Raw genomic sequence first — 18,045 nt, 5'->3', positions numbered from 1 at the left:
TTACTAAATGCAACAATTTTTTATTAACTTATATGTTAATTTACAGCTAAAAAATCTAAATTATTTATTTAGAAATTTTTCAGCCTCAAGAGCCGCCATACAGCCTGTTCCCGCAGCAGTTACTGCTTGTCTATAAATTTTATCCTGAACGTCACCAGCAGCAAAAACACCTTCTACACTAGTTCTAGTAGTGCCTGACTTCGTGATGATATAATTATCGTCATCCATTACAATTTGTCCGGTAAATAGCCCCGTATTCGGTGCATGCCCAATAGCTATAAATACACCACTACAATTCAATAAACTAATCTCTTTGGTGTGAACATTTTGAATTTTAACTCCAGTAACGGATTTTGGTTTATTGCTACCTACAATCTCATCTACTACATGATCCCAAATTACTGATATTTTAGAATTTTTAAATAATCGATCCTGTAATATTTTCTCAGCTCTAAAACTATCTCTTCTATGCACTATAGTGACTTTGTTAGCATGATTGGTTAAGTATAAAGCTTCTTCTACTGCACTATTTCCTCCCCCTACTACAACTATTTCTTGATTCTTAAAAAAGAAACCATCGCAAGTAGCACATGCCGAAACACCAAAACCACGAAATTTCTGCTCTGAAGCTATACCAAGCCATTTTGCTTCCGCACCGGTACAAATGATTATGCTCTCCGCGTCATATTCATTTCCTGCTCCTGTAAATACTTTAAAAGGTCTTTTTGATAAATCCACCTTTTCTACGTAATCACTAACAATTTCCGTACCGACATTTTTAGCCTGCATAGACATCTGCTCCATAAGCCAAGGTCCTTGCACCGTTTCCGCAAATCCTGGATAGTTCTCAACATCGGTGGTAATTGTAAGCTGCCCGCCTGGCTGCATACCATTTATTAATATTGGTTTTAAAGCAGCTCTAGCTGTATAAATAGCGGCACTTAAGCCCGCAGGTCCTGAACCTATTATTAGTACTTTAGTAGTAATTTTCATAATTATTATTTATTAATTTAAATGATGCCTATGTCATTCATGCGAAAGCAGGAATCCAGAAAAACATATAAAAAACAGTTTTTTTATATGTTTATTGTATTAAATATGTAATTTTTGTACTAAGATTAAGGTTATTTTTCTGGATTCCCGCTTCCGCGGGAATGACATCCTGAACGTTCGTACAATACAAGGTCATACAATCTAAGACTTCTTTTCTAACCAAGATTTGACATAGTTAATTTCTTCAGGGTTCATTAGAGAAGGAGCATGACCGGCATATTTTATTTCATAAAGATCAAAAATTTTTGTTTCTTTCATCTTTTTAATAGTAGATTTTGTTAAAATTTGAGATTTCATCCCATGAATTACTAATATTCTACATTTTATTTTATTCCATACAGACCATAGTTTAATATCTTCCTGGTTACTAGCATTTTTCATTCCTTTTGTTATAGCAGGATCATAATTCATTTTATATTTTCCGCCGAATGTAGAAATTACACTATATTTTGTTAAATAATCCCAATCTTCTTCATCTTTAATACCGCTTTGTGCATAAATAAGTTTTAAATGTTCTTTTGCACTAGCCAAATCATCTAAGAGTATCGTTTTTTTAGCATAACCTCCAATTTTAATTAAAGGAGCAGCATCAATAAACGCCCCTATATCATTTAATATTAAGGCTTTAAAAATATTTTTATATTTACTGGCAAGTATCATACCTATAATACCGCCCATTGAAGTACCAAGCCAAATAGGATTTTTGATATTTAGCCTTTTTAAAAAAAATAACGTATCTTTAATATAAGTCGTATAGTTATAATGATTAGCTTTTTTAAAATTTTCGCTATCACTGCGACCGGGATAATTTATTGCAATTACTCTATAATTTTTACTCAACTCTTTAGCTATTTTATCAAAATCATGAGCATTTCTAGTTAAACCGTGAGCACATACTATTATATTTTTATTTTTAGGATCACCGAATTCCAAATAAGAAATTTTATGTTTCGGTATATATTGAAGAGGTAATAAATTAATATAGGGACCAATTTTTATTGAATTAATTTTCATATGAACCTATTAATACCAATTTAGAATAAATTGTAAAAAAATCATTGTCATCAATTGTCATCATGTTATTAATTTAAGTCACTTAAAAATATACTAACCATGGTCGGCATATATATAACTACAAAAAGCAAAGATAAAAACACAGTAGCTGCAACTTTTTCAGGGTAAAATTTCTGTAAATTCGCTATAACTATAGTATTTGCTGCGAGTGGTGCCGTAGAAAGTAGTTTTAGGGCATTATAGTAATCATTGTTATACCATTTTGTTACAAAATGATCAAACATGATAAATAACCCTACTCCCAAAGGATAGAATAGAAATTTAGCAGCAAAAGTAGCAAGAGTAAATTTGATATCGACTTCAAATTTTTGTAGAGACGAAAGAGCAAGACCCACCATCACCATACCGAGTATCGAAAAAGAGCCTTTCATATTATATATAAAATCATCTAAAAAATCCGGTAAAGTACAACCGCAAAAACTAAATAAACATCCCAAGAAAAAAGCGTTTAAAATCGGTAATTTTACTACTTTTAATATACTATCGGTGGTATTAGCAAAGCTCCTCATACAAATATAAAAGCCGACGGAACATTCATAAATATTCACTCCTATAACAGCCATCATGTAAATACTTAATGTATAATCATCAAAAAGTGCTGCAGCTATAGGCAACATAAAATACCCGCCATTGGCCGTACCTGCAGACAAAGCTATAATATTACGTGTATGATCCTGCCAAAATTTACCAAAAAAATAATAAGAAAAGAGCGATAAGAGTGTTGCAATTACAAATGTTACAACCGTAACGCTTAATGCCGCAAGTGTTAAGGTTGTACTAGCAGGTATCGTAAAAAATACTATAGGCGATATAAAATAGAATAGTAACGAAGAGATACTATCTTTTTCAACATTTGAATATTTACCTGCTAAAAATCCTATTACTACACTTAATAATACCGAAACGGTTTTAAAAAAAACTATACTAAAGATTATCATGTAATGAGCTAAAGATATAATTACTTATAATATATGAGGTTTTATTTTTTTCACTAAATTTTGTAAAGATTTTTACTTCATCAGACCAAAATAAATTTCTAATTGAAACTTTAAAAACTTTATATGATTTAAGGTATCTAATTTAATATGAAATTTTCATATTTATTGATATTGCTCGCGTGGAGTCATATGTCATTCCCGCGGAGGCATTGTTACGTGGATACCTATGTCATTCCTGCGAAAGCAGGAATGACATAAGGAATAACACACGAAGCTACTTCGGAAATTATAGGCATATGTAAATTATATTTTTTTATCAAATCCAAAACTAATTTTAATGCTTCTCTTCCCTCTACTAGCTCTTTATATTCCTGTAAAAATTTCTTTTTATCGCTACTAATTCCAAGTTCATAACCAAATTTTGTATTACGTGAACCTAACGAATAACAAGTAAGCACTAAATCGCCTACTACGCCCTCTAGTAAAATATCAGAATTTTTTTGCATACCACCTAACGCTTTCGACAAAATAGCAATTTCTTTTAAGGCAGCTACTATAAGCGTTGCTCTTGCATTTTCGCCCTGCTTTCTTGCTAAATCAATCCCGCTTTTAATAGCAAAAATATTTTTTAAAGCTCCTGCTACCTGTAATGTTACAATATCGCTTGACACATTAGTAGTAAAAATTTTTGAACTTAGGTTATAAGCTATTTTATTTGCTATATCTATATCTAAACTTGCAATACTTGCCGAAGCAGGTAAATTTTTAGCAAGTTCTTTTGCTAGATTCGGACCTACAAAAAACGCTGTAGGGTTATACGGTAATAGAGTTTTTAACCTATCTGAAAATAATGCGGTAGGATTACGGGCAAAGCCTTTTGTTGCAATTAGAAGAGTATTGTCTTTAGAAATGCTGTGAGTTTTTAATAATTTTATTGAGTCATCAAAAGCGTAAGACGGCACTGCAATAATAATTAGTTCAAAATCCTTAATTATATCTAAGTTTGTAGTAGCCTGTAAATGAGCAGGTAATTTAATATCCCCTAAATATTTTACATTAGTTTTGTTATGTAAAATTTCCTTTGCTATTGCCTCATCACGTAAAAATAAAGTAACGTTATTACAGTTTTGTGCTGCTAAAGAAGCAAGGCTAGTACCGAAACTCCCTCCCCCATACACTGCAATATTTTTAAATTTGTTCATGTGCTTATTTTTTCTTTGTCACTTACAGGTTTGTAGGTATCGTTGCTTGGCTTGTTTATGTCATTCTCACGAAGGCGGGAATCCAGTAAAACCATATAAAAACAAGTGTTTATATGGTTTTTTTATCAAATATGTAACTTCTGTATCAATATTGAAGTTGTGTTTCTGGATTCCCGCTTCTGTGGGAATGACATTGAGCGAATTTCTCGAGCCATAAAACAATACCTACTCACAATAACAATTTCACTACTCCACAGCTTTCTCAAGATTTACTATTATAACGGGTGACTTATTAATTTCTTGTTTTAAGGTTTTACGGATTGTTCCTTTTATTGCCTCGATTACTTGTTCATCCGACAATGCTTTTTTAGCCTGTTTATTTTGAATGGTAACAAGTTCTTTAATGTCGTTTTTAATGAGGTTAACTAATGCCATATCCTCTTTCGGATCAAGCAGCCCAGGCATAGACAGCATTGGGTTTGCAGCAAGCAGTCCTTTTTTATTAATGACTACTGATGCTACCACGATACCCGACTCACGCATACGTCTTCTAGCTTTGAAAATCGGAGATTCAACGGGCAGCAAATAATTACCGTCAACAGCTAAATAACCGTTTTCAACCTTTGAAATTACTTTTGCATTATTAGGTTCAAGCAGTACTACACTACCATTTTCAACCTCTACTACCTGTTTTATGCCGTTTTTCTTAGCAAGCTTAACATGTTCATGAATATGTACAGGCTCGCCGTGAACAGGTATACAAATATTCGGTCTAATTAGAGAATACATTTTTTGTAGCTCGTCAATCGATGGATGTCCTGAAACATGTACAAAATGGTCTCGCTCGGTAATAACTTCTACACCGGCTTTAACAAATATATTAAATAGCCTGAATATTTTCTTTTCATTACCCGGAATAATTTTTGAAGAAAAAATCATTGTATCCTTAGGAACAAGCTTTATAGACGGATGAGAATTACTAGCCAGTTTTGCGGTAGCAGCCATAGGCTCACCTTGACAACCGGTAGCAATTACTAATAATTCTTCTCTTCTAAATCTGCTAACATCACGTTCACTAATTAGAGGAGCAATATCTTTCAAATAGCCGCTTTCCTGCGCAGCAAGCATCATACGGTGCAAACTTCTACCGGTTAAGACTACTTTTCTACCCGCAAGCCCTGCAGCATGAATTATTGTATCAAGCCGTGCTAAATTAGAGGCAAAGGTTGAAACTACTACCATTTGAGGACAACCGGCTATAATATCTACTAAACTTTTTCTAACATCCCCCTCAGAACCTGAGCTTCCTTTATTAAATACGTTAGTTGAATCACAAACAAGTGCAAGAACCCCTTCATCTCCGTAAGATTTTAAAAGCTCCTCATCAGCTTTTTTCCCAAGTATCGGATCGTTATCAAATTTCCAATCCCCCGTATGTAAAATATTACCTGCATCCGTACGGATCATAATTGCTTGCATTTCAGGAGCCGAGTGAGTCAGTGGCACCATCTCTAAGGAAAAAGGATCTAGATTTATTTTACTACCGGGTTTTACTTCATGAATTTTTATATTTTTAGCAAAATCATATTCATTTAAACGAATTTTTAGAAAATTTGCTGTAAAAGTAGTAATATAAATAGGACATTTAAGTCTATTCCATAAATATTGGACTCCACCTAAATGATCCTCGTGAGCATGAGTTAAAATCAGACCTACTATATCTTTTTTATATTTCTCGATAAAGCTGCTATCAGCAATTATCATATCAACACCGGGTAAATAATCATCGGCAAAACCGCTACCACAATCAATCATTAACCATTGACCTTGATAATGGTAAAGATTAAGATTCATACCTATTTCATTAGATCCCCCTAGCGGTACAAATAGCAGATCATTTTTATGATTTTTGATGTTGAATGATGACATAATTTAACTTAATATTTATTTTATTATTTTATTCTTATAACTTATTATTAGTTAAGCGTCTATATATTAAAAAAGAAATTCATATAATGAATATAAATAAAATAGCATTGATTTATAACCACAATTCCAAACATTTAACTATTATAGAGGAAATAAAAAAACTCTATAATTATTGTAAAATAGAGGAAGCGGAGGTCATTATCGTAATAGGCGGGGATGGAGAATTACTACATAATATTCACCGCTATATGCATCTTAATATACCTTTTTACGGAGTTAATTTAGGAAGCCTCGGCTTTTTAATGAATCCTTTAGATACCAAAAAATTATTACAAAATATACACGAAAGTACGGTTTCTATCCTAAATCCTCTTCTTATGCAAGTCGAAGATACGAGCGGTCAAATATATACGGCTCTTGCTATTAACGAAGTATCGATATTTCGTAAAACTAATCAAGCTGCTAAATTTAGAATAGAAGTAAACGGGATAGAGAGAATGAGCGAATTAGTAGCAGACGGAGCTTTAGTTGCAACACCTGCCGGAAGTAGTGCTTATAATTTATCTGCCAGCGGTCCTATTTTACCGCTTGAGTCAAACATGTTATGCCTAACCCCTATCTGCTCGTTTAGACCGCGTAGATGGCACGGTGCTTTACTGCTTTCATCTGCTACGATTAAATTTGAAATACTTAATACAAATAAACGACCGGTAAATGCTACTGCCGACTTTCAGGAGTTTAATAATATCACAAATGTTACCGTTAAATCTACTAAGGATAAGCCTGTCAAACTGCTCTTTAATAAAAACCATACGCTGGAAGATAGAATTATTAAAGAGCAATTCGGTGGGTAATTATTAAAAAATATTAATAATTTTTTGACTAAGAATTAAACTAATGTATGATGCCTTGTTAAAAATAACTAGGCATCATATATGAAATCAAAAAAGTCTTCTATTAACTTTTCTGAAAATAACCATATTTTATGGTTACCACGTGAAGCTCCAATATTACCTTAAATACAGCTATAGAATTGTACTCAGCAATAGTTAAGGATTTTGATATAAAAAATAATTATTTAAGAACTATTGGAGAAATAAAAAATTCAAAATTAGCTTCAGAATTTGCTAATTTAGCAATTAAGAAGATAAAAGAGGTAAAAACCCCAAAAAAGCTATTGGAATGTGTATTAAAAAATACAGTTACGAAGAACTTAAAAATCATGAGTTATTTAAAGATTATGAGATTAGTGAATATAATGCTTTAATTAATAAAAATTCTAAAGTAGAAATATTTTTTGAATACAAACCTAGCTCCAATTCTTCTAACCCTATCACTAAGATTATCAATAAATTTATCGCTAAGGAAAATATTTTTCGTTTAGCCGTAGTAGAAAAGAATATTGCATTAATGGAAGAAGTAGCTACAGATATACTTAAAATCAGCACCTATAGTTTTAAATTTACTTAAAACTCAAGGAGAATGGTATCAAAAATATCTAAATTTTATTGCAGAAATTTTATTATTTGTAAAACCTGAATTTCAACCTGATATTATTAAACAATTAGCAAATATAGAAGATTTTGCTATTCTAGGCTCTTTTTCTGAAATATTGCTTGCTACCAAAAAATATGATGAAATAATAACATTACTTGCACCACGACCAGCGAATCTAGTAAACAATGAGCAAAAACAGGAAAGTAAATTCATTTATTTTTGCCGTTATAATCTATCAGTAGCCTATAATAATACAGGAAAATTATCATTAGACGAAGAACAATTATTACGCATTTTAAAGGATCGACCAAACGATAGCGCTTCATCAATCTATAGCTTATTTAATATTTATTTACTTAACGAAAGGGCAACAGCAACAAAAAATTTAATCAAAAATGCTCCTACAGATATCAAAATTTTGACAGCAATGAGTTTTAATTTAGCTGAAATTGCTGAAGCTAAATTAAATCTAATTAACCAAGACAATTTATCTAAAGATAGTCAAGAACAGTTTCGATGTTTTCAATATATTGCCAAATACAATCAATATTCTGCTGCTGAGAAAATTGTGAATGAAGAAAACCTAAAGGATGAGTGAATCGAAATTAGCAACTCTATTAGTGGTGTTATATTACTATCTACAACAGCCTTATATACCAAACAATATGAATTAGCTAAACAATTTATACAAAAAATACCTAAAAATAAAATAACTCCATATCTCAGTAATATCTTCCAGGCAATAGAATTTTTATAAATCCTGAAGAATATATTAACCAAATTCATATCGAAGCTCTTGTTAGCAACCTTAATTTTGCACAAGCACAAGCTATAGAAAACATTAATAAGATTATCACTTGTTTAATCGCAATTAAGAAATACAACTTAGCGTTAAAGAAAGTTGAGGAAATTTTACAATATGATAATAAAAATCAGGAAGCCATTGAGATTAGATAAGAATCAATGTGATAAATTTATAAATGCCTTAAAGAAAGATATAATATATAGACAACAGGGGGATAACGGCGTTAAATTTATCGGTAAAAAAGTAGTTGACATTAAAATTGATGGTGACCAGCGTTTCTTCACAAATATATTACATTCAAACGAACAAGGTGAATTACTGATACATTTTGATCATCAAGGAAATCATAATGATGTAATAAAATTCGCCGGCGAACATCATCTAGAATTTCATCAAGATTCACTATAACTTTAATAAAATTATTAATTTTTACTCAAAAGGTTGGCGTAGGTTAATAGCGGCAGATACGGTACCCTCGTCTAAATAATCAAGTTCACCTCCGATAGGTATACCGCTAGCAAGGCGAGAAATTTTAGCAGGATGCTCTTTTAAATATTCTGTAATAAAATAAGCAGTAGTCTGACCTTCTAAAGTAGAATTAGTAGCAATAATAACTTCTTTAATATTTTCTGCAAAACATCTTGTAAGTAGTTCAGGTAACCGAAGTATGCTAGGGTTTTGTCTACTAGCTGCCGATAAATTATGACCGAGTACATGATATAAACCTTTAAAATTACCGCTACGCTCCATTGCCCATAATTCAGCCACAGTTTCGACAATAGCAATAATTGATTTATCTCTATATTCAGAAGAACAAATACGGCACATATTTTCCGTATCCATATTACCGCAAATCTCGCATTTTACTATTTTCTTATCTATCTCTACAAGATTATTAATCAGGCTTTTTAACCTTACGTCTTTATCTTGCAATAGGTAAAGCGCTATACGCCTTGCCGATCTAATACCAAGACCGGGTAATTTTGAAAAAAGATAAATTAGCTGATCTATATCATTATCATTTGTTTCATTCATAAATATACTCGTTTAATTTGAAAAATGAGCTACGTCGTATTATAAGAACTGCGGTACTCACCTATTAAGTGTATATGCTCCGCTCCTCGCCTTATATACTCCTTGCTCTTTTCCAAATTAAACTTCGTCTATTACTTAGGAGTATATTTAAGACTTAATAACGACGGTTCCGGCTATTTTATCATGTAATGCTTGTTTTTTAGAAGAAAAAAGTATGAAAAAAATACCGATAGGAAAAGTCATATACCCTAAAAATCTTTTAATTAACTGCTTTAAGGTCGGACGATTTAATGTTACGGCATCTACGATTTTCATACGTAAAAACATTTTACTAAGCGTTGCACCTTTATAATACCAAAGCGTTATGAAATATGAGCCTATTACTAATATATTAGTAGCAAAAATTGAAATATTAAACAAAATATATTTATTAAAATTTCCTGCTTTAAGATATTCATAAAATTCCTGACTCATAACCGAGTTAAACATTTCATTGGGATTATGAAGATTAATGTTATTGCTAAGGAAGTAATCATTAAAGAACAACCATAATAAATTAAAAGAACAAAATTGTGATATTGGGATTGCTATAAAGGCAAATACTGATAAATCAAGTGCCGTAGAAAAAATTCGTGCTATAAAATCAGGATAAATAATTTGCTTTTTCATTGCCAGTTACTTTATTTTGGTGTTAGATAGTAAGGGTTATGGCAATCTCAGGATTTTGGCATGAGATTGCTTCGTCAAAACTTACAGTTTTTCCTCGCAATGACGATTAATACCCCTAATCAAAATTCAATATATTACATTCATGAATCAATTTGAAGCATATAGTTTATTATTTGTTGATAGTTTTGTCTCAAATCTTGTTATAGGTTTTCAGAATGAATTAATATTTCATTCTATGAAAATGTTCGGAGGCTATAATAGTTTAATAATGCTGTTAGTAGCTATTTGTGCTTCTCTTAGCGGTAATGCAATCAATTATATTTTTGGAAAAATAGTTTTAAATATCTTTTATGCTTCCAAAAATACACAAAATATTTTAAGACATAAAAATTTAACAAAACTATATTATAAATATGAGATATTTATAATTTTCGTAATGGCATTTGCTTTTTGGGGAAGCTTTATTTCTTTATTCTCCGGTTTTTTTAAAACAAAATTTCTAAAATTTTTAGGTATTGGTTGTTTGGCAAAAGCATGCTATTATGCCTTAGAATTGTATATATTTTTTAACGCATGAAAAAATTAACCAAAACTCATTCTCATAGACAACAAAAATTAGCAAGCATTATAAATGAAGCATTAATAGAAATTCTAAGGCGTGGCAAAATGCTGGATAGCAGACTTTTTGATTGTCCTCTCACTATTACGAAAGTTATAGTTACTGCTGATCTCAAAATAGCTAATTGTTATTTCTTGCCTTTTAATACTAAACTAACAATAGATGAAATTATGGATGCATTAAATAATTCTAAAAATGCTATCAGAAATTTTATTACTAATAAAATAAATATGAAATTCTCGCCTGATATAAGATTTCATTACGATCACGGATTTGATAATGCTATAAAAGTGGCACACTTATTAAGAGATCTCTGAATATAAGAATCTAATAATTTATTAAAAAAATTATTATTAATAAATTGTTTTAATATTTAGGTTATTGTATCATGCCATATTTTAATCAGTAATGTTATAACTTAAATATGGCATAACCAAAATAGATAACTTAAAAGAAATAAAAGGATTAACAGGTTTACGCGGATATACTGCATTATGGGTATTCTTCTTAACACGCCACATATAATTTGGCCAGGTAACTCAATTGGAATGAATATAGCAAGACTTGGCAGTCTTGGGGTTGTAATATTTTTTGTGTTATCCGGCTTTATTTTATGTTATGTATATAATACTAGATTTTATACGCATACCGTTAGTTATAAAAGTTTTTTATTTGCACGTATTGCCAGAGTTTATCCCTTACATTTATTTATGCTTTTATAATTTATAATGTGTTCCTTATTCAAGGGGAGTTCACGGATTTAGTATCTTGGAATCAACCTTCATGTGCAATAAGTACGGCAATGTTTGCATATTAATTATTTCCTTTTTTAATATCATTGATGCAAAGATTATCAATAATTAAGTTATTGATAATCTTGTTATTTATATCTTATGGGATAATTTCTGCTCCTTATGCTTTTCAATGGCTGCAGACCCATATTAGTAACGAAAGAGTACAATTTGCTTACGGTAAAAGCTTAATAATGTTTTTAGGTGTATTTATTTTTGGTTGTATAACATTTTTTATTACAAAATATATAAAATCTTTGAAACTTAATTATATTATTTATGATATTATTACATTTGTAGGAATTGCTGTTTTTGCTTATATTTTTATTATAATTAATGCAGAAACACTTTGGTGGCTTGCAGTTGGCTCATCCTTAATAATTATTGGAACATCTAATGATTCAGGATTAAGTAAACTTATTTTCGGTAATCCAATAACATATTTTCTAGATCAAATTTCATATGCTTTATACCTTTCTGCTTTAACTACAGAATTTTTTGTAGCATATTACTGGATTTATCCAACTCCTTTATGGCTTAAATTTGCTACTTCGGTTACAATAGCTACTATGTTGCATTATATAATTGAATTACCAGCTCGCCAGTTCATTCATCAATTAAAAGTGAATAGATAGATAGGTGCTAGGGGATAAACGCAATCATTGAAAACAATAATTATCCGTTATACTAAAAACGCTTAAAAATTAAGCTTTAGTACAACAGCCCCCTAGCATAAATGGACTAAAGGCTATAATAAATGTTTTGCAATGATGGAGTTTAAACATCATTTACAAAACGATAAATATCATAATAATTAAAATAATCAAGATATTTTAGTGATCTTTTAAATTTTAAGTATAACTCAAATAAAAATAAATCCTTATTTTTATTAAATAACTTTAAAAGATTATTTTTTTATATTAAAATATAAAAATAATCTTTTAATAAAAATACATAGAAAATGTCTCCTCAAATAATAGAGTTATTAATTTTTGCCGTTATTGCCTTTTACATTATCAACAAATTAATTACGACTCTCGGTTCTACTTCAGAAGAGGAACAGACAAAGCAAAAATCTTATTTTGGCGAACCGGTTATTAAGGACGTAACTTACAGTATAGTTAAATCTAATAAAGAAGAAAAAAATATTCCAACAGCCCAAGATATTAAAGCTTTTAAAGATATAATAGTAGAACATAATATAACTGCGGTCGTAGATGGAATGGAACAAATCCATAAACGCCTTTACTCCTTTGATCCGGTTAAATTCATAAATAATGCTAAAACTGCTTTTCAAATGATTATAGAAGCTGCTTATAAAAAAGATGCTAAAGAATTATCTGAGCTGATAGATAAAAGATACTTGGAAGAATTTGAAAAAATAACACCGTCCTATGGTGATTTTTTTGACTCATCGGCTTTAAGTGCAAAATATTCAGAAATTTACATGTTCGGTAATAACATATTTATTAAATTACTATTTCAAGGTAAAAATGTAGTTGACAAAATCGAAGATTTAAAAGAAGAATGGACATTTACACGTAATGCTAATACCAAAGAAGTTGATTGGTTTTTAAGCAATATTGAGAGAGTGTAGCAATTATATTTTATGACCTGAATGTCATTTCCGCGGAAGCGGGAATGACATCAAAAGACTATAAAACTAAATAACAAACTATTAGTAATGAGTAAAATTTTCTATATTATAGGCACTATATTAATAATAAGTGTCGGTATTTTTATGTTTCAAACGATAACGGATAACAATCAAATAATCCCCAGAAAAGTTTTATTCGGTAACCCTGATAAAGCAAGGGTTTCTCTAACCCACGACGGCAAATATATTCTATATGTTGCACCGAAAGACGGTGTATTAAACATTTGGCTAGCACCCTCAGATGATATTAGTAAAGCAGAAGCCATAACCCATGATAAAGGACGCGGTATTTGGTCTTATGCTAAAGCTTATAATAATAAAAATATTTTATATACCCAAGATTTTAACGGTGATGAAAATGACCGAATTTATAGCTATAACATAGAGACAAAAGAGACAAAATTACTTACTCCTGCAAAAGGAGTTAAAGCCAAAATAGCCGGAGCAAGTCATAAGAAGCCAAATGAGATATTAATATATTTAAATGAGCGTAATCCTGAATATTTTGATATTTACAAATTAAATCTAGATACTCTAGAAAAAGAACTGATTTATAAAAATGATAGATTTACTGATTATGTAACTGATGAAAATTTAAATTTAAGATTCGGTAGCTTACTAGATAAAGACGGAGCTGTTGAATATTATGAATTAAAAGACGGAGAACCAAAGTTATTTACTAAGATATCAATGGAAGATTCTTTTAACACTTCCATACTTGGTTTTGATGCTAGCGGTGAAACTTTATATATGCTAGAGGGACGTAATCGTAATACCTCCGCACTTAAAGCTATAACACTAGCTACAGGTAGTGAAGAAATATTAGCCGAAGATGCAAAAGCTGATATCGGCTTATTTACAGTTCATCCCACAAAGCAAACTCCGCAAGCAGTATCTATAGATTATGATAGAGTCTCATATAAAATATTAGATAAAGATATTGAAGATGATATTAAATATTTGCAATCTATTGATCGCGGTGATTTAATTATTAATAGTAGGACGCTAGACGATAAAACTTGGATCGTTGCTTATATGGCTGATAATACACCGGTGAAATATTATAAATATGATAGGGCAAATAAAAAAGCTGAGTTTTTATTTACTAATCGTAAAGAACTTGAGCAATATAATCTTGCTAAGATGATACCGATAATTATCAAGTCACGTGACGGGCTTGATTTAGTTAGCTATATCACTTTTCCAAATGATGTAAAGCTCGATAAAAATAATATACCCGATAGAAAAGTACCTCTAATTTTAAATGTCCACGGCGGTCCGTGGGTACGTGATAGCTGGGGATACAATCCTGAGCATCAGTGGCTTGCAAATCGTGGTTACGCAGTTTTAAGTATAAATTACCGTGGTTCTACCGGTTTTGGGAAAGATTTCTTAAACGCCGGTAATTTAGAATATGCCGGTAAAATGCACACAGATTTAATTGATGGTGTTAACTGGGCTATTAAGAATAATATAGTTGATTCTGACAAAGTTTGTATTATGGGTGGAAGCTATGGAGGTTATGCAACGCTTGTAGGTCTTACCATGACGCCTGACGTATTTGCTTGCGGTATTGACGTTGTCGGTATGTCTAATTTATTAACTCATGTGCAATCTAAAGCTCCTTATATTACACCATTGTTAAGTATATATAAAACACGTATAGGACCTTGGGATACTGAAGAAGAAAAAGAATTTTTAAGACAAAGATCACCGATTAATTTTGTTGATAATATCAAAAAGCCTTTATTTATAGCACAGGGTGTTCACGATGTGAGAGTCGTGCAGGCAGAATCAGAACAGATTGTAAACAGCATGCAAGCAAAGCATATACCGGTAGTTTATGCACTTTACAAAGATGAAGGTCATGGATTTGCAAAAGCCGGTAATCGAATCTCATATTACGCTCTTGCCGAGCAGTTTTTAGCTAAGGTTTTAAAAGGAAGAGCGGAACATATAGGAGATGACTTAAAGAATGCTAATCTCATTCTGAATGATAAAGAAAAAATTAGCGGTACAGAGGCAGAAAAGATTATAGATACGGCCGTTGGGAATTAAGAAGAAACTGTCATACCGTGACTCGGTGTCACCCCGTGGCTTGCCCATGGGATCTAGTTAAAAATACTAATAATAGTATTTTTTATTGTTTTTTAGATTCCTGCTTTCGCAGGAAAATGACACAGAAGAGCGACAATGACATTAAGTAAGTTTGAGTACTATCATGCTACTTACAAATACTGAAAATTCTTACGGCTTAATTGCAAAACTTTTTCACTGGATCATGAGCATTATAGTTATAGTAATGCTCGTTGTCGGTGTCTTAATGGATAATTTCTTAGAACTTCCTTTAAAATGGCAATTATACGGGATACATGAAGCAACCGGTATAGTTGTTTTATCTTTAGTAATAATAAGGCTTTTATGGAAATTCTATAATGCTAATGTTTTGCTACCGGAAGATATGCCGAATTGGCAAAAAAAGCCGCTAATATTAATATAAATTTGCTATAGCTTTTAATGGTTATTAATGCCGATAAGCGGCTTTCTAATAACTATTTTATCAAACCATCATATTGATTTTTATGGTTTGTTTACTATAAATTCTTTTGCTCCAGATTTACAATTTGCCAAAATCTTTAAAAAAATCTATAAAAAGGCTGCTTATTTACTGCTTTAATTATTTTGATATACTAGCTGCATTATATCATCACTTTATTAGGAAAGATAACGTATTAAAGAGGATATTGAATGAGTAACCTCATTATAAACTTATTGACATATAATAAATTGTGTTTTATATACAAAGTAAGATCAGATAACTTACTATATTAGTATTATGAGTAAAAGTGCCAGAGTAGTAATCTCATCGAAAGGACAGGTAGTTATACCTAAATATATAAGAAATAAACTTGGTTTACATTCAGGCTCTGAGTTAATAATTAACTACAAAAAAAATGAAACATTAGAATTGCTTCCTATAAAAAAAGATATCTATAGCTTTTTTGGTAAAGGTAAACATAAAGCTAAAAACGGTCCAGTGGATGTAGATGAAGCTATTAGTATTGCGGTTATCGAAAATGATAGGAATTGACACTAATATTTTAACTCGTACTTTTCTTGAAGATGATGAAATACAAGGTAAAGCAGCTCAAAATTTCTTAAAAAATAACATCACTAATAAGATTTTTATTGCATCATATGCATTACTTGAATTTGTATGGGTGCTAAAAGTAAATAAATTTACTCGCCAGGAAATTTATGAAGCAGTAATTAATCTTATTGATAATTCCGGCTTTATCATTGGGCATCAAGACATAATAATATCAGCTACTGAGAAATATATTAAAGGTAAAGCAGACTTTACCGATTATATGATTATTGCAGAAGGAGAAGTCAATAGTGCTAATAAGTTTATCACTTTTGATAAAGACCTAGTAAGAGAAGTTAAAAATGCATCTTATCCATAAAAATTAATAGCAATTTAAATAAATTATTTAAAATGAATATTCATGAATATCAAGCAAAAGAGATTTTAAGAAAATACGGCGTACCTACTTCCACCGGGCTAGTTGTTACGAAAACCGAAAAGATTAATGAAACCATAGATAAATTAAATACGGAAGTATATGTGGTTAAAGCACAAATACATGCCGGCGGTAGAGGTAAAGCAGGCGGTGTTAAGGTTGTTAAGAGTAAAGAAGAAGCCAAAAAAGTTGCTCATGACATGTTTGGTATTAATTTAGTAACTCATCAAACAGGACCTCAAGGACAAAAAGTAAACCGTCTTTATATCGAATCAGGTTGTGATATTTTAAAAGAATATTATTTTAGTATAGTATTTGATAGATCGGCTAGCTGTATTACTTTTATAGCTTCTACAGAAGGAGGAGTTGATATTGAAGCAGTAGCAGAAAAAACTCCGGACAAAATTATTAAATTTTCCGTTGATCCTGCAACCGGTTTACAAGATTTTCATATGCGAGGCATAGCTTATGAGTTAGGCTTTAAGAATAACCAAGCTAAACAGATGAAAGAAATAGTAAAATCAGTCTATAATGCTTTTATTGAAACCGATGCAGCACAAATTGAAATCAACCCATTAATTGTAAATAGCGACGGGAACTTATTAGCTTTAGATGCAAAAATTACTTTTGACGATAACGGCTTATTTCGGCATCCGAATATTACGGCAATGCGTGATCATGATGAAGAAGATCCTCTAGAAACTAGAGCAGCAAATGCAGGACTTAGCTATGTAAAAATGGACGGTAATATCGGTTGTATGGTTAACGGTGCCGGTCTTGCCATGGCCACTATGGATATTATTAAACTTTACGGTGCTTCGCCTGCTAATTTCTTGGATGTCGGTGGTGGAGCTGATCGTGAGCGTGTAAAAGAAGCTTTAAAAATAATTTTATCTGATAAAGAAGTACAAGGGATTCTAGTTAATATTTTCGGCGGTATCATGCGTTGTGATATTATAGCAGAAGGGATTATTGCCGCTGCAAAAGACATAGGTATAAAAGTACCGTTAGTAGTTCGTTTAGCCGGTACAAACGTTGAAAAAGGCGAAGAAATTTTATCAAATTCCGGTTTAGCAATAATACCGGCACATGATTTAGCAGATGCGGCAAATAAAATAGTTGAAGCGATACGGTAGATAACCGTCATGAGCTATACAGGCATTGACCTTGTTGTATAGCTCGAAAAACCAGTTCAGTGTCATACCGTGGCTTGACCACAGTATCCATAAAAAAATTAAAAAAGGACTGGATC

The 18,045-nt window shown here is 31.3% G+C and carries 22 protein-coding genes; 15 read left to right on the top strand and 7 right to left on the bottom strand.

The window, feature by feature from the left end:
- Positions 1-60: 60 nt before the first annotated feature.
- The 5 genes from trxB to RSL_RS03160 all read right to left on the bottom strand — a co-directional run bounded on the left by trxB (position 61) and on the right by RSL_RS03160 (position 6,196).
- The gene (gene trxB / locus RSL_RS03180; protein ID WP_014273478.1) at positions 61-993 is read right to left on the bottom strand and encodes a thioredoxin-disulfide reductase; all 933 of its coding nucleotides are present in this window, start codon (positions 991-993) and stop codon (positions 61-63) included.
- Between the two features lie 201 nt (positions 994-1,194).
- Positions 1,195-2,067, bottom strand: coding sequence for an alpha/beta fold hydrolase (locus RSL_RS03175; RefSeq protein ID WP_010977247.1), 873 nt, complete (start codon positions 2,065-2,067; stop codon positions 1,195-1,197).
- A 68-nt stretch (positions 2,068-2,135) separates the two neighbouring features.
- A complete protein-coding gene (locus RSL_RS03170) occupies positions 2,136-3,065 on the bottom strand; it encodes an AEC family transporter (protein ID WP_014273477.1) in 930 nt (309 codons plus the stop codon).
- Between the two features lie 224 nt (positions 3,066-3,289).
- Complete coding sequence (locus RSL_RS03165; RefSeq protein ID WP_014273476.1) at positions 3,290-4,267, bottom strand: NAD(P)H-dependent glycerol-3-phosphate dehydrogenase; 978 nt, start codon at positions 4,265-4,267, stop codon at positions 3,290-3,292.
- A gap of 246 nt (positions 4,268-4,513) precedes the next feature.
- A complete protein-coding gene (locus RSL_RS03160) occupies positions 4,514-6,196 on the bottom strand; it encodes a ribonuclease J (protein ID WP_010977243.1) in 1,683 nt (560 codons plus the stop codon).
- 86 nt (positions 6,197-6,282) lie between these two features.
- Between RSL_RS03160 and RSL_RS03155 the strand changes: the two genes are divergently transcribed.
- The 4 genes from RSL_RS03155 to RSL_RS03145 all read left to right on the top strand — a co-directional run bounded on the left by RSL_RS03155 (position 6,283) and on the right by RSL_RS03145 (position 8,906).
- On the top strand, positions 6,283-7,050 hold the full coding sequence (locus tag RSL_RS03155; RefSeq protein ID WP_014273475.1) for an NAD kinase: 768 nt from the start codon (positions 6,283-6,285) through the stop codon (positions 7,048-7,050).
- Positions 7,051-7,378: 328 nt separating this feature from the next.
- A complete protein-coding gene (locus RSL_RS03150; protein ID WP_231287759.1) occupies positions 7,379-7,666 on the top strand; it encodes a hypothetical protein in 288 nt (95 codons plus the stop codon).
- A gap of 142 nt (positions 7,667-7,808) precedes the next feature.
- Positions 7,809-8,291: a hypothetical protein gene (locus tag RSL_RS09135; RefSeq protein ID WP_049779719.1), complete on the top strand. Its 483-nt coding sequence runs from the start codon at positions 7,809-7,811 to the stop codon at positions 8,289-8,291.
- Between the two features lie 321 nt (positions 8,292-8,612).
- On the top strand, positions 8,613-8,906 hold the full coding sequence (locus tag RSL_RS03145; RefSeq protein WP_014419809.1) for a hypothetical protein: 294 nt from the start codon (positions 8,613-8,615) through the stop codon (positions 8,904-8,906).
- Positions 8,907-8,927: 21 nt separating this feature from the next.
- Here the strand turns inward: RSL_RS03145 and recR are convergent, their stop codons facing one another.
- Together recR and RSL_RS03135 are read right to left on the bottom strand one after the other, a co-directional pair.
- Positions 8,928-9,533, bottom strand: coding sequence for a recombination mediator RecR (gene recR, locus RSL_RS03140; RefSeq protein WP_004995735.1), 606 nt, complete (start codon positions 9,531-9,533; stop codon positions 8,928-8,930).
- A gap of 147 nt (positions 9,534-9,680) precedes the next feature.
- Positions 9,681-10,202, bottom strand: a complete 522-nt coding sequence (locus tag RSL_RS03135; RefSeq protein WP_004995736.1) for an RDD family protein — start codon at positions 10,200-10,202, stop codon at positions 9,681-9,683.
- A 142-nt stretch (positions 10,203-10,344) separates the two neighbouring features.
- Between RSL_RS03135 and RSL_RS03130 the strand changes: the two genes are divergently transcribed.
- The 11 genes from RSL_RS03130 to sucC all read left to right on the top strand — a co-directional run bounded on the left by RSL_RS03130 (position 10,345) and on the right by sucC (position 17,929).
- Positions 10,345-10,779, top strand: a complete 435-nt coding sequence (locus RSL_RS03130) for a YqaA family protein (protein ID WP_014273474.1) — start codon at positions 10,345-10,347, stop codon at positions 10,777-10,779.
- Entirely contained in the window at positions 10,776-11,138 is a 363-nt protein-coding gene (rbfA, locus tag RSL_RS03125; protein ID WP_014273473.1) for a 30S ribosome-binding factor RbfA, read from the top strand. Before RSL_RS03130 ends, rbfA begins: the two co-directional genes overlap by 4 nt.
- 177 nt (positions 11,139-11,315) lie before the next feature.
- Complete coding sequence (locus tag RSL_RS10655; protein ID WP_014419808.1) at positions 11,316-11,543, top strand: acyltransferase family protein; 228 nt, start codon at positions 11,316-11,318, stop codon at positions 11,541-11,543.
- A gap of 155 nt (positions 11,544-11,698) precedes the next feature.
- Positions 11,699-12,247 carry an acyltransferase gene (locus tag RSL_RS03115; RefSeq protein WP_014273472.1) on the top strand — a complete coding sequence of 183 codons (549 nt, stop codon included), beginning with the start codon at positions 11,699-11,701 and terminating at the stop codon, positions 12,245-12,247.
- 326 nt (positions 12,248-12,573) lie between these two features.
- Positions 12,574-13,209: a Tim44 domain-containing protein gene (locus RSL_RS03110; RefSeq protein WP_014273471.1), complete on the top strand. Its 636-nt coding sequence runs from the start codon at positions 12,574-12,576 to the stop codon at positions 13,207-13,209.
- An 87-nt stretch (positions 13,210-13,296) separates the two neighbouring features.
- Positions 13,297-15,327: a S9 family peptidase gene (locus RSL_RS03105; protein WP_014273470.1), complete on the top strand. Its 2,031-nt coding sequence runs from the start codon at positions 13,297-13,299 to the stop codon at positions 15,325-15,327.
- A gap of 163 nt (positions 15,328-15,490) precedes the next feature.
- Positions 15,491-15,769 (top strand): cytochrome b, encoded by a 279-nt coding sequence (locus tag RSL_RS03100; RefSeq protein ID WP_014419807.1) that lies wholly within the window; start codon positions 15,491-15,493, stop codon positions 15,767-15,769.
- Positions 15,770-15,796: 27 nt separating this feature from the next.
- The gene (locus RSL_RS10650; protein WP_014419806.1) at positions 15,797-15,946 is read left to right on the top strand and encodes a hypothetical protein; all 150 of its coding nucleotides are present in this window, start codon (positions 15,797-15,799) and stop codon (positions 15,944-15,946) included.
- Positions 15,947-16,105: 159 nt separating this feature from the next.
- Positions 16,106-16,360, top strand: coding sequence for an AbrB/MazE/SpoVT family DNA-binding domain-containing protein (locus tag RSL_RS03090; protein WP_012736399.1), 255 nt, complete (start codon positions 16,106-16,108; stop codon positions 16,358-16,360).
- On the top strand, positions 16,347-16,736 hold the full coding sequence (locus RSL_RS03085; protein WP_014273469.1) for a type II toxin-antitoxin system VapC family toxin: 390 nt from the start codon (positions 16,347-16,349) through the stop codon (positions 16,734-16,736). The genes RSL_RS03090 and RSL_RS03085 overlap by 14 nt, the downstream gene beginning before the upstream one ends.
- 32 nt (positions 16,737-16,768) lie before the next feature.
- Positions 16,769-17,929 carry an ADP-forming succinate--CoA ligase subunit beta gene (gene sucC, locus RSL_RS03080; RefSeq protein WP_014273468.1) on the top strand — a complete coding sequence of 387 codons (1,161 nt, stop codon included), beginning with the start codon at positions 16,769-16,771 and terminating at the stop codon, positions 17,927-17,929.
- The last annotated feature ends 116 nt before the right edge of the window (positions 17,930-18,045 follow it).

The sequence above is a fragment of the Rickettsia slovaca 13-B genome (assembly GCF_000237845.1).
GTDB lineage: Bacteria > Pseudomonadota > Alphaproteobacteria > Rickettsiales > Rickettsiaceae > Rickettsia > Rickettsia rickettsii.
This window is presented reverse-complemented; position numbering and strand designations above follow the sequence as displayed.

Excerpts from the sequence above, each read along its gene's own strand:
- RSL_RS03160 (WP_010977243.1), bottom strand. The coding sequence starts at position 6,196 with ATGTCATCATTCAACATCAAAAATCATAAAAATGATCTGCTATTTGTA.
- RSL_RS03105 (WP_014273470.1), top strand. The coding sequence starts at position 13,297 with ATGAGTAAAATTTTCTATATTATAGGCACTATATTAATAATAAGTGTC.
- RSL_RS03150 (WP_231287759.1), top strand. The coding sequence starts at position 7,379 with ATGTGTATTAAAAAATACAGTTACGAAGAACTTAAAAATCATGAGTTA.
- RSL_RS10655 (WP_014419808.1), top strand. The coding sequence starts at position 11,316 with ATGGGTATTCTTCTTAACACGCCACATATAATTTGGCCAGGTAACTCA.
- RSL_RS03090 (WP_012736399.1), top strand. The coding sequence starts at position 16,106 with ATGAGTAAAAGTGCCAGAGTAGTAATCTCATCGAAAGGACAGGTAGTT.
- RSL_RS03100 (WP_014419807.1), top strand. The coding sequence starts at position 15,491 with ATGCTACTTACAAATACTGAAAATTCTTACGGCTTAATTGCAAAACTT.
- RSL_RS03145 (WP_014419809.1), top strand. The coding sequence starts at position 8,613 with ATGATAATAAAAATCAGGAAGCCATTGAGATTAGATAAGAATCAATGT.
- RSL_RS03135 (WP_004995736.1), bottom strand. The coding sequence starts at position 10,202 with ATGAAAAAGCAAATTATTTATCCTGATTTTATAGCACGAATTTTTTCT.
- rbfA (WP_014273473.1), top strand. The coding sequence starts at position 10,776 with ATGAAAAAATTAACCAAAACTCATTCTCATAGACAACAAAAATTAGCA.
- RSL_RS03175 (WP_010977247.1), bottom strand. The coding sequence starts at position 2,067 with ATGAAAATTAATTCAATAAAAATTGGTCCCTATATTAATTTATTACCT.
- RSL_RS03170 (WP_014273477.1), bottom strand. The coding sequence starts at position 3,065 with ATGATAATCTTTAGTATAGTTTTTTTTAAAACCGTTTCGGTATTATTA.
- RSL_RS03085 (WP_014273469.1), top strand. The coding sequence starts at position 16,347 with ATGATAGGAATTGACACTAATATTTTAACTCGTACTTTTCTTGAAGAT.
- RSL_RS10650 (WP_014419806.1), top strand. The coding sequence starts at position 15,797 with ATGCCGATAAGCGGCTTTCTAATAACTATTTTATCAAACCATCATATT.
- trxB (WP_014273478.1), bottom strand. The coding sequence starts at position 993 with ATGAAAATTACTACTAAAGTACTAATAATAGGTTCAGGACCTGCGGGC.
- RSL_RS03110 (WP_014273471.1), top strand. The coding sequence starts at position 12,574 with ATGTCTCCTCAAATAATAGAGTTATTAATTTTTGCCGTTATTGCCTTT.
- sucC (WP_014273468.1), top strand. The coding sequence starts at position 16,769 with ATGAATATTCATGAATATCAAGCAAAAGAGATTTTAAGAAAATACGGC.
- RSL_RS03155 (WP_014273475.1), top strand. The coding sequence starts at position 6,283 with ATGAATATAAATAAAATAGCATTGATTTATAACCACAATTCCAAACAT.
- RSL_RS03165 (WP_014273476.1), bottom strand. The coding sequence starts at position 4,267 with ATGAACAAATTTAAAAATATTGCAGTGTATGGGGGAGGGAGTTTCGGT.
- RSL_RS03130 (WP_014273474.1), top strand. The coding sequence starts at position 10,345 with ATGAATCAATTTGAAGCATATAGTTTATTATTTGTTGATAGTTTTGTC.
- recR (WP_004995735.1), bottom strand. The coding sequence starts at position 9,533 with ATGAATGAAACAAATGATAATGATATAGATCAGCTAATTTATCTTTTT.